The organism is Bacillus cereus group sp. BceL220 (assembly GCF_051776965.1).
GTDB lineage: Bacteria > Bacillota > Bacilli > Bacillales > Bacillaceae_G > Bacillus_A > Bacillus_A cereus.
This window is the reverse complement of sequence record NZ_JBPWBC010000025.1, coordinates 25,938-40,944: the sequence shown is the minus strand read 5'-3', so window position 1 is coordinate 40,944 and position 15,007 is coordinate 25,938. Positions and strand designations below refer to the sequence as shown.

The window sequence follows — 15,007 nt, the reverse complement described above, 5'->3', positions numbered from 1 at the left end:
CTGATGAAAGAGGAAATATGCCAGGTAGTCCAGTTGGAGATAGTTTAGAAGAAATCCAAGGAAATGAATTACTTAACGCAGTTGGAGCTGGGGATGTTCAAGCTAATACTAGCACAGTACAGATTCTTACACCAAGAACTCCTATTATCAGCAATACTTTAGGAAATAAAGGCCATGCATGTACCATTACTAAAGAATGTCAAAATATGTGCAATTAAATTTTTAAAATTATTAACAACTTAGATTTAACGTCCAATTTATATATATAAATTGGACGTTAAATCTATTCGTTGTCTTAATTTCATTAAAAGCAGTTTTAATTACTATGTATTTTTATTACTTTTCTTTAATTAATACATATTAGAGTAGAGAGATAACCTACTTATCTTTTCATAAATCATCTATTATAGAAAGGTGTTACATAAAATGATTACTCATCCAAATAAGTTAGCAACATTTTCAGCTGAACGAAAGATAAAAAAGGAAGAATTCAATGAACATGGTAAACAACGTGTGAAATTGTGGGAGAGTTATTTTAAAGAAAAGGAAGATAAATTTCATGAATCTGTAGCTACCCTTCTTTCTTTATCAAAAAATGAACTAACAGCCTTAGCATCTAGTGAAATTTATGATATCAAGAAAATCAAATATGGTAATGAAGAATATATTCAGTATTTAGAGGATTTATTTACTTCTAAGTATGAAAATATAGATTTAAATCCTTTTTTAAAATTAACAGTACCGAACATCCCTTTCCATAATTTTTATGTTCCTTTTATGAAAATAGCGGTAGGAAAATTAAAGCAAGGACTGAATACTCTCTTCCCATCCAATATAATTTCAAATATGTTGTCACACCTTGAACAAGAACTATCAAAAATATGTTTTAAAACTTTAATATTAGAATTAAATGTCGCAAGACTTTCAGGACATTTAATTGGAGAATCCCCTACCAATAGATTCGAGTATTATTCAGATATTCTTTTGAACGATCAAAAATTTTTAAATGGTTTTTACAATGAATATTCCGTTCTTGTCCGAGTTGTCTTAACTAAAATACATTACTGGATTGAAAATATCAAAGAAATTATTGAAAGATTTGAACAAGATAAAAATTTAATAACGCAGGAATTTCATCATGGAAAATCTGTAGGAAGTTTAATAAATATTAATTTAAGTTTAGGAGACAGTCATAAACAAGGAAAGGGAGTTGCTTCACTAGAATTTGATAGTGGCTTAAAAATAGTATATAAACCTCGTTCTTTAGAGATTGATATTAAATTTCAAGAGTTTCTTTATTGGATTAATCATAAAAAATCTACTAATTTTTATAATTTAACGGTACTAAATCAAAATACCTACGGTTGGATTGAATTTATTGAGTACAAGGAATGTCTCAATCAAGAAGAAGTTGAGCAATTTTATATTAAAATGGGGCATAATTTAGCACTTTTATATGTATTAGATGCGGTAGATTTTCACAATGAAAATTTGATTGCATTTGGTGAACATCCAGTATTAATCGATTTAGAATCTCTTTTTCACCAGATACCTGATGATGGGAATCCTGATGGTGAAACAGCTGTTGAACAAGCTTACTCTATACTTAATAGATCAGTTAAATCTACAGGGTTATTACCATCTTTATCCTTTTACCAAGGAGAAAATCCAAATTTAAAAGGGATTGATGTTAGTGGATTAGGTGCATCCGTAGAACAAATATATCCATTTAAAGTTCCTTATATTTCTCAAGAGCATACTGATACAATGCAACTTCTTAAGGATTACACGACAATAGGTAAGGCTGAAGCAAATAAACCTAAGTTAAATGGCGTTGAAATTATTGCAAATGATTACTTGGAACAAATTAAATTAGGGTTTAAAGAACTTTATTCTTGGTTTTTAGAAAATAAAGAAGCTGTAAAGAAAAAATTAAGTCTATTTGAAGATACCGAAGTACGTTGTATTCTACGACCAACTGTGCATTATGGTGAACTTCTAACAACTATGTATCACCCTGACTTCCTTCGGGATGGCTTAGATTATGAATTTGTAACTCACCAATTATGGTTAGATACAACTGTTCGTCCTAGTTTGAAACAAATTGTTTCATCTGAAAAAAAAGATATTCTTAACGGTGATATTCCTTTCTTCACCTATAAAACAAATCAACGTCATCTGTATGATAGTACAGGAAAAATTATTAATAACTTCTTTAAAGAAACTGCACTCAATAAAACTTTAAAGAAAATTGATAAATTAAACATCAAAGATTGCGAACAACAATTGCAAGTTATCCACATGTCTATGCTTGCAAGTAATGCCAAATCTAATGCAGATCTTACTGATATTGATCCTTATAAAAAAATAACAGGGAATATAAATAAACAAGATTTTTTAAATGAAGCTCAAAAAATTGGAGATTACCTATTATCAACAGCGATTTCTGGAACACGTGATGGTGAAGAAGAACTAAGTTGGATTAGTACAGTATTTTTAGGTGGTAATGAAATTAAATGGGAAGTACAACCTATTGGTACAGATTTGTATAATGGTAGTTCTGGTATTGCTCTATTTTTCGCATATCTATCAGAGCTAACAAGAGAAAATAAATATAAGGAAGCCGCAAAGAAAAGCTTGGTTCCAGTAAAAAATATGTTAAAAGATTTATCAGATATACCTGGTGAAATGACTAACATAGGAGCATTTGTTGGATTAGGTGGAAACATTTATACTTTAAATCACCTATCTAAATTATGGAATGATCAATCCTTATTAAATAATGCTATATCGACCATACCATTTATAGTTAAGGGAATTAAATATGACAATGTATTTGATTTTGTAGCAGGTGCCTCAGGTACTTTAAAAGTTTTAATTGGATTATATAAACAAACACATGATAATGAAATTTTAAATGCTGCTATAGCTTGTGGTAACCATTTATTGGAACATATTGAACTGAACAAAGATGGAGCTGCTTGGGTTACACCTTGGGATCCATTAGCTTCTATTGGTTTTGCACATGGAGTAGCGGGAATTATCAGTTCACTGTCAGAGTTATATTCTATTAACAAAGATGATAAAATACTTGAAATCATTCGAAAAGGCCTAATGTATGAAAGAAAATGTTTTGTGCCCTCTGTTGGTAATTGGCGGAGTCCTCAGAAAAAAAACGTTTCAACCGCTTGGTGTCATGGGGCTCCTGGTATTTTACTTAGTCGTTTATTATTAAAAGAAGAAGGCTACTATGATGATCTCCTAGATAATGAAATTGAAGTAGCTTTAGAGACAACTATTAAACAAGGATTCGGTAATACTCGTTCCCTGTGCCATGGAGATTTTGGTCAAATTGAGATTTTACAATTTGCTGCAGAAGTGCTTGGTCGTAATGAATTACTTGATATAGCTAAATCTGTCTCATGGCAAGTCCTTAATTCATTAAAAGATAAAGGCTGGAATAAGGGAATTTGTCGGGGAACAGAATCAGTGGGGTTAATGGTAGGCTTATCCGGCTTAGGGATTGGATTATTAAAACAATATAACCCAGATATCATTCCCGGAATTCTTCGTCTAGAAAATAAATTAACAAATTAATTATGTCATAGCTTAAGAGGGATTTTGAGAGCTTTATTCCCTCTTAGACTATGAATATATAGAATCTTAATATACAATAATTCTCTTAACCATAGAAGTTAAATCCATGTAAAGCTATGGTCTACTAAAATATCTTCATTAAAAGGGTGATTTAAATTGAATATTATTAAAAAAATAATGCTTCTAACACTTCTATTAACTATATGTTTACCTTCATATTGTAATTCAAATCAAATCAAAGCAGAAACAAATAATAGTAAATTCTTTTTAATATTAAAAGATTCAAGTAAAACAGTGAAGGTAGAAGAATTTATAAATAAAAATTTCCCTACTATTCAAACAGATGTTATTGAAGAAATTGGGATAATTAATTTAATATTAGACAATCCCAAACAATTAAAATCCATTTCACAAACATTAAAAAATAAGTACCCAAATCTTATTGATTCTTTTGGAGCAAGTTCTAAAATATCTTTACCAAAAATAGAGAAAAAACATCAATCTAAAAAGTATACGTTTCAAACAAAATTAGCTAGTATAGATGCAATTAATGATAATAGTATCTATACTAACTATACATGGAATCTCTCAGATGTTACCAATAACTATCAATCTTATAAATTAAGCAAAGGTGATAGTACGACTTCCATTGCATTGTTAGATAGTGGTATCGATATTAATCATCCTGATTTAAAACATAGTATTAGCTTAAGTAAAGCAAAATCTTTTGTAGAAGGAGATCCTAGTTTAGAAGATAAACTGGGGCACGGTACCCAAGTAGCAGGCATAATTTCAGGAAATGGTAATATAAAAGGTATATCTCCTAAAACTCAAATTATTCCTTATAAAGTAATAGGAGAAAAAGATGGTGAATCCAAATGGGTAATTCAAGCAATTGTACAAGCGGCTAGAGATGGAAATGATATCATTAACCTAAGTCTAGGTACATTTAAATCTGTAGAAAAAAATTCTGATAAAGCAACCATACGTGCATATAAAAAAGCAATTGAATATGCTGAAAGTAAAGGATGTGTAATTGTTGCTTCAGCGGGAAACGATAGTATAAATCTGGATGAACCAATTGAAAAAAACAATTCAGATGGAACTAAAGATTTTCAAATATATTTACCTAGTAGTCTTCAAAACGTTATTACAATTTCAGGTAGTGCAAAAGATAACACAATAGCTTCGTATTCTAACTATGGAAATATTATTGACTTTTCAGCCCCATCTGGAGATTATGGACCTAATTTCAAAAAAAATTTCCAAATAGATTTTAAGGAATGGATTATTACCACATCCCCTACTAATATAGAGGGTTCCGAAATAGACCAGTACTTAGGAATACCAACGGGATATACACTATCTTTAGGAACTAGTTTAGCTTCACCCCAGGTAAGTGCTACAGCCGCTTTAATTATATCTAAATATCAGGAGATACATCACCATAAACCTACTGCAAAACAGGTCATTCAATATTTAAAGGATGGTGCAATTGACTTAGGTAATGATGGAAAGGATTCATTTTTTGGGTATGGTAAAATTAACGCATATAATAGCCTAATGTCTATTAAATAGAATCTATATCAATTTAAATCCATTCAGTTTTAGATATTTAAAGCATTACCCTCCCCAACAAGTTTAAGTTTTAAAGAAATCTAAAAAACATCTTCTTATTTTTCATTCACAGTCATAATGAAAAATGGGAAGATATTTTTATATTTTTATAATATGTTTTTTTGATTTTATCCTAATTTGTGAAATATTATACGATTTTTATAAAAGGTTTAATCAAAACTTACTTAGAGTTATTTACTTAAGGGAGTAAAACATCGTAACTTTATTCCAAATTAACATGTAAAATCAAGGTTATTCTCTATTAATTAGATATAAAATCTAACTTTCTTAATATAAATTTCCATATCTATTCTTCTCCTTTTACTACAGAAGCTTTGCCTACCATTCCTGTATGTAGCTCATACAATACCTGTTTTTCAATTGTTGCCTCCAATTCATAAACATACCCTTTAGAATCTTTATCAAAAATAGGATGTGCTGATATGTACGTCACTTTTCCCATTTGTTTATCCGTTTTATTTAACTTAAACGAATACTGTACCTTATCCCCTTTTTTAATCCCTCTTATCACTTGAGCAGTGAACAAAATTTTCACTTTTTTTCATCTTCTCTTGGAATAATTGAAACGACCTCTTGGCCTGAATCAATTAAATCACCGGGTTGTAAATTGGAAGTGAATTGTACAACTCTATCTTGATGCGCTTTTATAGTCATCGTTTTATCTTGATTATATAATCCAGACAAGTCCTGGTTTTTTATAAATATCTCTTGTTCTAAAGATTGAATACACTGGTTTACAGAAACAATAGCACTTTCTCTATATTGATTTAAAGCGTATTCCTTTTACTTTTGTTTCCCTTCCTTCGTTGTATCAACTTTCTTTCACTATCTAACGTTCCTTTTCTTTGCTCTATTCTTTTTTCTATATTATTTTGTTGAGATTCTAAAGTTAAAATTTTATCGTCCAATACTTGTTTTTGTTCATCTAATATGTTTTCTTTATCTCTCTGTTTATTTATGAATTTAATTTCTCTTTGTATATTTTCCTTTTCTGCAATCAATTCTTGTAAAGTCTCATCTTGTTCATTTGATAATTTACTATTACCTATCACATTTATTTCATTCTCTTTTTCATTTTGCAAGGATTGATAACCTTGCTCATATGCTTTATATTCTTCCCTTATTTTTTTATCCACTTCATTAGTAAAAGATAATTTATGGGATTGAATACTCTTTTTCAACTGTTCTAACATTTCTTTTTGTCCTTCTAAATGCTTAACAATTTGATCCATTTGATTTTACTTATCCATTGATTCCTTGTTTTTTAATTGAAGCAAAGTATCTCCCTTTTTCACTGCATCTCCGGATTTAACAGAAACAGTATCTACAACACCTGGAATTTGAGTTCGAGAAACACTTATATCTGACTGATTTTGTATTATTGCAGTTCCTTTACTCACAATGTCTACTTTTCCAGCATATGCCCAAATCATAAATCCAAATAGACTTATACAAAGAAAACATAGTAATCCCGTAATAAACCGAGGGGGCTTTTTTTCCAATAACTCCACACTATCTGTTAATTGATCAAAAGAAGATATTTTACTCATGTTGACCACCTCGCATTGCATATGATTGTGGTTCTATATGTTCTACGTGAACTGTTTGGTTCTTCCAAAGACGATAATACTTACCTTTATGAAATAATAATTCTTCATGAGAACCTCGTTCTATAATATTTCCTTTTTCCATTACAATAATTTGATTTGCATGCTGAATTGTGCTTAATCTATGCGCAATCATGATAACTGTTACTCCTTGTAAACCTAATTCTTTTAACATATCCGTAATATATTTTTCAGTTGTAGAATCTAAATCACTTGTGGCCTCATCTAATATTAAAATATACGGTTTTTTAATAAATCTCTCACTATTGCCAAACGTTGGCTCTGCCCACCCGATAAATTCGAAGCATTTTCCTCTAATAAAGTTTCATAACTTAAATGTAGTTCACTAATAAACTCATGAATACAAGCTAATTTACAAACGTGTATCATCTCTTCTAACGAAACTTTTTGTTCTAATCCAAAACGTAAATTTTCATAAATAGACGTACTAAAGAAAAAGGATTCTTAAGAAACATAAGCAATACGTTCTCGTAATGCAGTACGATTTATTTCTTTAATATGATAATCTTCATAATATATATTTCCTTCTTGCGGTTCATAATAATTCATTAACAATTTTGAAATTGTTGTTTTTCCGGAACTACTTTCTCCTACAAATGCCACTTGACTACCTTGTTCAATAGAAAAACTTATATTGTTTAAAACATTCTTACGTGTTCCATAACAAAATGTAACATTTGAACATTCAATTTTTCCAGATAACTGTTTAGGAGAAACTTTCTTATGTTCTTTTTCATTTTTTTCAGCATCTAAATCAAAGATTTCATTTAATCGTTCTCCTACAACCAATGCCGATTGCATAGTTGGCTGAATTCCTATTAAATTTTCAATCGGATTTAAAAAATAGCCTAAAAGGGCATTATATGTAATGAGTTCTCCTATAGTCATACTCCCTTTTAATACTTGCATAGCACCAACCCAAAGAATAACTGTCCCCCCAATTAATTCAAGCCCCATCTTAATAGAACCTTGTAAATTAGATAACATACCTCTTTTAAATGTACATCTTAATAGATTAACAAAACGATTTTCCGTTTGAAAAAAACTTCTTTTTCAGCGTTATAAGATTTTATAGTCGCAATCCCATTTAAAGACTCTACTAAATATGAATTTAATTTCGCATTACTTTCCATCTCTTCTCTATTAATATGTTGATATGGTTTACGAAAAGCAAAAATAATACCTATATAAAAGGGAATTAATAATAAAGTAACACTAAATAAAACGGGACTATGTATATATAATAAAACAGCTCCTAATGTAACCATTACCGTATCTATCATTAATGTAACTGTTATTGTTGATAATGCATCTCTTATTTTGCTTGCATCCATAAATCGAGAAATGATTTCCCCTACTTTTCTCGTTTTAAAAAAATTCATTGGTAATCCAAAAACATGTCGATAATATCCAAGCATCAATTGAATGTCTATTCGTCGACTTAAATATAAGATCAAATGAGTACGAAAATAGGATAAAAAAACTTTAAAAATATACAATATAACAATCCCAATTGATATAATATGAAGTGTCTGTAATAACTGATTTGTCACAATATCATCAATTAAAAATTTAAAATAAAACGCTCCTAATAATCCAAATAAAATAAAATAAAATAAAAGCAAAGAATAAACTTTAATATGTATTAATCCAAACAAGAGAAGATGATTCATGTGAAACAATTTACTAAATTTCCTCTGACATTTTTAGTTATGTTCCTAGCCAATTTAGCGAACTATTATTTTATCCTATTTATGTAATAATAAAAGCCTTCCTAATTATAGGAAGGCAACGTTCTAAAATGAAAACCTATATTTGATTTATAATTAAATTACCTCAAACTGATAATATACACTTTTCCCATTTTCCCTAGTTACTTTAACTTCAGCAAACCCTTTGCCAATGACATCCATCCTAACCATTCCATCGTCTTGTAATGTAACTTTTACAACTTTTTCTCCACCTTTTATTGTATGCTTTGCTGCAACTCCTTCCTCAACTCTAGATTGACCAACACGCCAACAGTCACTGCACTTTTTTTTGGCTCTTAGATGTCATTTCATTTTTTACATGTACACTGTTAGTAGATGCATCAGCAATACCATTTGTACTCAACAAAATTAAGGAAGTTACTAAACCTATTCCCAGTTTCTTTAACACTATTTCATCCCTCCTGTGTTAATTTATACTTTTATATTAAACTGAGATTCTTTCAGGTAACTTTCATTTACCTTACAATAACCTTAAATACCTTTCTGTAGATATTGAATTCTTTGGAATAAAGAATTCACATATTCATCAATTTAAAAGTTGTAAAAGGAATTCAAGGCAAAAAATTATACACCTTCACTTGAGAATATCAATTTTCTCATTTTAGGCATTTCGTTTATTATCTTATTAGGAATGTGGAGACATATTAGGCTTTAGAAACCTTATTTTTTCCGTCTATTACGCTGACCTTTCCTTAACGACATACAAGACATCCAGTGTTAAAGTCACCTCTTATTTCCTTTACCAATATCCATTTGGTCCAAAATAAAAAGTTCACCAATTAAGGCGAACTTTTTATGTACTATTGCTGCGAGTTTCGTTCACATCATTCTGTCCGTTATTTGAAAAACAAAGAAGTTTTTCATGATATATAATATGTATCTCTAAAAATAATGTGCTTATACCCAATTTCTTTTTAGGTGTTAAATTTATTCATTATTGTGTAATTTCTATATAACAAAGAAAACATACTAAGATTAGTAGTGTAGACCAAGGCATTGGTTCGCACTACTATTTTTTATATAGTAGAAGTGAAGAAAGGGTCGTGGGTGCTTTGGGATTTTGAATCCGTAAAAAACTGACCTTCTTCACTTACCTTATTTGAATCAGTTTTTAGTATGTTGGTCCTCGAGATCGTGTATAAGAAATGGGAATCGATAAGTGTAAGATGAAGACTTCAATTTTCCATCAGGAGGAACTTTATGAGACACGTAATTGCTTTTGATATCAGTATGGGTAAAAGTTATATGGTAATTTATAATGCACAAAAACAATGTATCTTTGAAAAGGAAATCCAACATTTGAAGCCTGATTTTAAAGAGCTACAAAAAAAGATATATGAGCTTACCGAGAAAACTGGTAAATTACCTGAAATTGTGTTCGAGGCAACAGGAATTTATTCTAGACAGCTAGAACGATTTATGCAGGTAGTTTTTCTGTAAAGAAATATAATTCATATTAAACCAATGACTAAAACTAGGTTTTATGAGGATGTTTTCAGTTTGATCACACACTAAGTTTAGACTTCTTGAATTTGAAAGTATAAACATTGCCATGTTCAAGTAAAGGTTTGAACATATTTTCCATATAGATTGGCCCTACATTATTAGCTAATGAAGGTGAAATTTCTTTATAAATTAAAGAAGGAAAATTTATTATAGTATTTTAACTTAATATACAAAACAATATTAGTACACCTATGACACTCTAAATTGTCACAGGTATATTTTCTAAAACTCTTTTTTATCACCCTGTTTTAACTCCCTCCCCAGCCCCCTACATTGTAATTTTAATAATCTAGTCTCGGCACATACCTTTTTTTTGTAGAAAAACTATAGTAAAATAAATAACCAAAAGATCTATTTCCAGATTGTCCCCATTTATGTACCTTTCAGTTCATTTTCTGCTATTAGTTCCTTTGTTACATACATCAAATACATAATGACTGGGAAAATTAGATAACTAACAGTTTTACCTTTATCAGTAATAGGATGCCTTTCTTCGACTAGAGCGACTTTTATTATTAACAGAGTTCCCCTAGATCAAATGTAACAATTTATGAGTAGAAGAATATTTTCTGAACTTTAATGTAATGTAAAATTAGTAAAGAACGTATTTCATGAAAAAATGTTAACTAATAAAGAATTAGAAGTGATCATGTGAATAAATTATTACTATCATGTTTATTAGTTACATTCTGTCTAAATACCGCAGGATGTTCTAATGATATGACTATACTAAAGGATAGTTCTAAACCTTCAACACCTACGAAGGTTAAATGCATTAACAAAGCGTGGTACAAAAAATATATACCATGTAATAGTTTATGATAAAGGTCATAAGGCGAAATTATTATATATTAATCATGCTATAAACATGTTGTAATTAATTGTTCTACATTTACCTAAAAAGGCTATCAATAATGGTGGTCTTGTTTATATTGGTGAGATTGTACTAGTATGATGGAATAGATTTAACTGTATGACGTAGGGTGGTTGGTTGCTGTCCTTTCTCTTTTTTATATAGAGGGAAAGGAGGTAACTCCTATGATGGAATATTTACTGTCTTTGCTACAGGATTTGTTGAAAGTATTTTTGACAATTCTTGTTACTGGTTATGGAAACAAACTAGTGAGTAATATTAGCAAAAAACGTAAAAGAACCTCCCTACGCCGTCGGAAGCAAAAGGGAAGTTCTAGAAAAAGAAAATAACTTTATTTAGTAACTATCCGCCTTACGGCAACAGTTACCAGAAGAGATGTATAGAGCATCTCTTCTTTTATTATATACCCAAGGTATTACTGTAATACTACTGTAGTAATAATTATATCAAATGAACATAAAAAATCAATGTGTAAACAATGGGTGTAATGGATAAAAGAAAAGACACCCTAAGGTGCCCTCCTCCGACTTATAAATCAAATCTATATTTTATTCACTTTATTCAGTATGGTGATGATGGCCTTTGTATAGCACTAGAACCAAATCACGCTATAAGCATTAGTGGACATCATGACATTCAAAATCAGTCTTTTATCGTTTTCCGACAGAAGACTCCTTCCTCAAAAATGTGAAGGTGTGAAACACCAATTTTAGGTGGAAGATGAATGTCGGTTGGCATAAGCCAACATATTTGTTATCATTTACTTGTACAGATTGCTCTTCGAAAACTGAAGATATGAGGTTGGTTGCAGAAAAACGTTGCAACCGTAAAATCTTCAACGTTCTATCGCCCCACGCTTCTCAAAATTGCGAAAACCAAGCTAAAGTAGATAGTGTGGTGAGTCAGCGTACAAGATACTTATGTTCTCACCGTAGGGACTGCGGGTAGAGCCTGCTAAGATAACTGGTGGATACATCGGTGTTCGCAGGAATCTCCCACTTCAAACGTCCGTTAGGACGTTAAGTGGTGAGTAGTTCAAGTCCGCTAATACTTAACGTAAGTTTTGGTTTTGTTATTACACAGACTACTATATCCTCTCTAATGACTGTGGTTGCATTGTCAAATACTAAAAGTATAAAATCTATTTATATCATTTTAATGATTTTATTTCCTCGTATTCCCTCATTTTCTTTTAAAATATCGCTTTCTTTATGCCAGCCTTGTCCATGAACTCAACAGCTTTGATCTTCCCTGCCTTCCATTCCTTGCTTGTTATCCTCTTTCATGTACCAAGCATTAGAATTGAAACCTTTGAGATTACTGTTTCCTTAACCGCAAAGAAAACGCTAAACTTCATATATACTTTTGAGGATGTTCTGTAATACTAATCGGTTTTTATGATAATTATTCATAAGTGGATAATTCACTACGGACCTCGTCTATTGTATCCCTAGCACTTCTTAACGATTTTAAACATTTTCCTAATTTCGCTAAATCTGTTTGGCTCGCAGCATCTCCATAGTTGTCTATAACAAATTGCAAGTTATCCATCGCCTTTAAAATAGATGAATGTAGACCCTTTAATTCTGTTGGGGGTTCTACATATCGTACACTTGAGATGAGATAAGACATTTTATAGAAAACATCGCCTACATCTGAAACCCATGATTTGTTTATAGTACCCTTAATTTCTGCATCAGCCTCTAAAATACTAAATCTGTTCGCCACATCAGATAGGTCCTTTAAATAATCATCCATTACCCATGCATAATGCTGCTTGTCTAAATGTTTATAATCACTTGTTTCGGCTCCTTGCTTTACTTCTTTTTGATTTCCTATATTTTTTTTATCCGCAGTGAATTCCTCAACTGCTGCTGTAATGGTTTTTATACCTTTTTTGCTACCAACAAGAGCGTCGATAGTTAAAATACTACAGATAAAAATCACAAACATGGCAATCCACTTAGCCCATTTCAGCATAAAAAAACTCCTTACTTAATATATTTCTCCTAAATTATAATAAAGGATTAACGACCATCATAAACACTATGTCTCTTTACCTAATACCTTACCTTCTGTTTTACCAAAATCGACATCTTTAAGTAAATCTATATCATGTCAAAAATTCATTTTTAAATAACAAATTATTAAATCATAATATAACACTATATTATTTTTATATCAAGAATATTTTTCCAAACTAAAGATCATTCATAGCCCCTCTTTTCACCATTAAACCTAATTTATATATGATAAATAAAAAAAGAGGATCGCCCCATACTAGAGCAGATCCTCTCTTTCACTTCACATACACATAGGCTTCTTTTGCTGTTATATAATATGTTTTACCTTTACTATTGTGCACTCTATATTGTGGTGAATTATTTACAATTACCTTTGTATCAATAATGAATCCTAAACCCATATCTACAGTACCGGCAACATCTTTATCCTGCCAAGATGGAGAATCATAGAAACGTAAATTATTTACTTTTGAAATAACTCTTTTACCAATTACTGTAGCAGGTTCATTGCCTTGGCAACGAATATATGAAGAATTATAATAAATCCATTGGTTACCACCAAAATGTAACCAGTTCCCTAATTTATTCCATACTTTATAAGCCTCACCTTTTTGTAGCTTACGAATAACACTATTTTCTGTTGATGGTCCAGAGCGGAGATTTACATTGTATCCTTCAATATATGCAATACCATTCGACTCTACTGTACCAGATATTTCATTTGGTTTTTGTGGTTTGGTATCCACTGTAACCGTGCTCCCGTTATAAACCTTTAACACGTCTGCTCGGAACTTAGCCTCAGATACGCCATGACTACGAAGATAATCCAGTGGATCTTCATGGTCTGTCCCACCTAATTTATAAGTAATATCCCTATGTGTCCATAATCCTTTAGAGGGATGAATATTTCGTTCTCGCAAGATTTCCCCAATTAATTCTATATATTTTTCATATGAACGTTTAAATTTCAATGGATCACTTGTCTCACACAATTCCACATGAACAAATCTAGCATTTGCTGCTGGACCTGCCCCCCATGCCTGATGTTTTGTAGATGCAATTTGAATCTTCTCATCCCAATCCACTGCGTAGTGAACAAACGCTGAACGCCATGTACGAGACTCATATTTTTGAATATTAATTGCTGGCGCCTCTGGGGTAGCTGTAGAATGTGCTACAACACCTTCATAGGCTCCAACACCATAACGGTATGGTTGTTTTGGTAAATCAGGAATAAATAGAATTCTATCAGCAAATACATTTGTTTCAATTGATAATACTAAAATAATAGCAACAACTATGGATAAAATATGCTTGTATTTCTTTTTCATTTTCTATCGGCATCCCTTTTTATAATTTTTGTATGGTCAAATAATCCACTAGCTGACAATCCGATAATCATTCCTTGAAATAGATTCATTTTAATATCTTGAGACAAAAATAAAACACCTAGCGTAATGCCAAGTGTTAAATTAAATAACGGAATATATTTTGTTTGCAGTCCAGTTGTTTTTGCAATTTGTGAAATCCCTACAACAACCCCAATCATTGCTGTAATTTCAATCATTACATACCTCCTCCTTTCAAAAAGAAGGTAAGAGCAGCTCCAATTAGTCCACCAATAATAAGGCGTAGGATCCAAGTTGTATTAGCACTGATTTTGTCTAATTGCTTATTAATATTAATAATGTCCTTTTCATTACCTGTCGTCCGCATTTCTAAACTTCTAATCTCTAATCGTATTTCCTTAATATCTTGCCTTATTTCCTGAACATCACCCTTCACCTCTTGTAAACTATCCATTTTACCACCTCTTTCCTACTTCTTATTTAATTCAACATAAACAAATTACGCACTAAACTACTCCTTTTATTCTTGAATCGATACATAAAAACAACTTAGTATAGAACACTACTTACATTTTCTATTTCCAATCATACTCCAATCCAAAAATTAAATAGCCACTCA

The 15,007-nt window shown here is 30.9% G+C and carries 9 protein-coding genes and 3 pseudogenes; 5 read left to right on the top strand and 7 right to left on the bottom strand.

The window, feature by feature from the left end; all coding sequences use genetic code 11:
- The 3 genes from ACS2FK_RS29045 to ACS2FK_RS29035 form a co-directional block, all read left to right on the top strand.
- The coding region (locus ACS2FK_RS29045) for a plantaricin C family lantibiotic (RefSeq protein ID WP_438899938.1) at window positions 1-218 on the top strand (218 nt) is incomplete at its 5' end.
- A gap of 208 nt (window positions 219-426) precedes the next feature.
- Complete coding sequence (locus ACS2FK_RS29040) at window positions 427-3,597, top strand: type 2 lanthipeptide synthetase LanM family protein (protein ID WP_063549725.1); 3,171 nt, start codon at window positions 427-429, stop codon at window positions 3,595-3,597.
- Window positions 3,598-3,753: 156 nt separating this feature from the next.
- Window positions 3,754-5,175, top strand: a complete 1,422-nt coding sequence (locus tag ACS2FK_RS29035) for a S8 family serine peptidase (protein WP_080469977.1) — start codon at window positions 3,754-3,756, stop codon at window positions 5,173-5,175.
- A 346-nt stretch (window positions 5,176-5,521) separates the two neighbouring features.
- Here ACS2FK_RS29035 and ACS2FK_RS29030 read toward each other — a convergent pair.
- The 3 genes and pseudogenes from ACS2FK_RS29030 to ACS2FK_RS29020 all read right to left on the bottom strand — a co-directional run bounded on the left by ACS2FK_RS29030 (window position 5,522) and on the right by ACS2FK_RS29020 (window position 9,023).
- A pseudogene (locus ACS2FK_RS29030) lies at window positions 5,522-6,785 on the bottom strand (HlyD family efflux transporter periplasmic adaptor subunit).
- A pseudogene (locus tag ACS2FK_RS29025) lies at window positions 6,778-8,476 on the bottom strand (peptidase domain-containing ABC transporter); the annotation flags it as partial. The pseudogenes ACS2FK_RS29025 and ACS2FK_RS29030, both read right to left, overlap by 8 nt.
- A gap of 412 nt (window positions 8,477-8,888) precedes the next feature.
- Window positions 8,889-9,023 carry a hypothetical protein gene (locus tag ACS2FK_RS29020; RefSeq protein WP_268865621.1) on the bottom strand — a complete coding sequence of 45 codons (135 nt, stop codon included), beginning with the start codon at window positions 9,021-9,023 and terminating at the stop codon, window positions 8,889-8,891.
- 812 nt (window positions 9,024-9,835) lie between these two features.
- On the opposite strand from ACS2FK_RS29020, the pseudogene ACS2FK_RS29015 reads away from it, so the two are divergent.
- Both ACS2FK_RS29015 and ACS2FK_RS29010 read left to right on the top strand, forming a co-directional pair.
- A pseudogene (locus tag ACS2FK_RS29015) lies at window positions 9,836-10,060 on the top strand (hypothetical protein); the annotation flags it as partial.
- Between the two features lie 1,119 nt (window positions 10,061-11,179).
- Window positions 11,180-11,344: a hypothetical protein gene (locus ACS2FK_RS29010; protein WP_165375055.1), complete on the top strand. Its 165-nt coding sequence runs from the start codon at window positions 11,180-11,182 to the stop codon at window positions 11,342-11,344.
- 1,075 nt (window positions 11,345-12,419) lie between these two features.
- Here ACS2FK_RS29010 and ACS2FK_RS29005 read toward each other — a convergent pair.
- From ACS2FK_RS29005 to ACS2FK_RS28990, 4 genes are all read right to left on the bottom strand, one after another.
- Complete coding sequence (locus ACS2FK_RS29005; protein WP_063549723.1) at window positions 12,420-12,995, bottom strand: hypothetical protein; 576 nt, start codon at window positions 12,993-12,995, stop codon at window positions 12,420-12,422.
- Window positions 12,996-13,314: 319 nt separating this feature from the next.
- Window positions 13,315-14,370, bottom strand: coding sequence for an N-acetylmuramoyl-L-alanine amidase (locus ACS2FK_RS29000; protein ID WP_063549721.1), 1,056 nt, complete (start codon window positions 14,368-14,370; stop codon window positions 13,315-13,317).
- Window positions 14,367-14,606: a hypothetical protein gene (locus ACS2FK_RS28995; RefSeq protein WP_000570185.1), complete on the bottom strand. Its 240-nt coding sequence runs from the start codon at window positions 14,604-14,606 to the stop codon at window positions 14,367-14,369. Before ACS2FK_RS28995 ends, ACS2FK_RS29000 begins: the two co-directional genes overlap by 4 nt.
- Window positions 14,606-14,842 (bottom strand): hemolysin XhlA family protein, encoded by a 237-nt coding sequence (locus ACS2FK_RS28990; protein WP_000377827.1) that lies wholly within the window; start codon window positions 14,840-14,842, stop codon window positions 14,606-14,608. Before ACS2FK_RS28990 ends, ACS2FK_RS28995 begins: the two co-directional genes overlap by 1 nt.
- Window positions 14,843-15,007: the final 165 nt, after the last annotated feature.

Coding starts and splice junctions, on each gene's coding strand:
- ACS2FK_RS29040 (WP_063549725.1), top strand. CDS start 427: ATGATTACTCATCCAAATAAGTTAGCAACATTTTCAGCTGAACGAAAG.
- ACS2FK_RS29010 (WP_165375055.1), top strand. CDS start 11,180: ATGATGGAATATTTACTGTCTTTGCTACAGGATTTGTTGAAAGTATTT.
- ACS2FK_RS29005 (WP_063549723.1), bottom strand. CDS start 12,995: ATGCTGAAATGGGCTAAGTGGATTGCCATGTTTGTGATTTTTATCTGT.
- ACS2FK_RS29000 (WP_063549721.1), bottom strand. CDS start 14,370: ATGAAAAAGAAATACAAGCATATTTTATCCATAGTTGTTGCTATTATT.
- ACS2FK_RS28995 (WP_000570185.1), bottom strand. CDS start 14,606: ATGATTGAAATTACAGCAATGATTGGGGTTGTTGTAGGGATTTCACAA.
- ACS2FK_RS28990 (WP_000377827.1), bottom strand. CDS start 14,842: ATGGATAGTTTACAAGAGGTGAAGGGTGATGTTCAGGAAATAAGGCAA.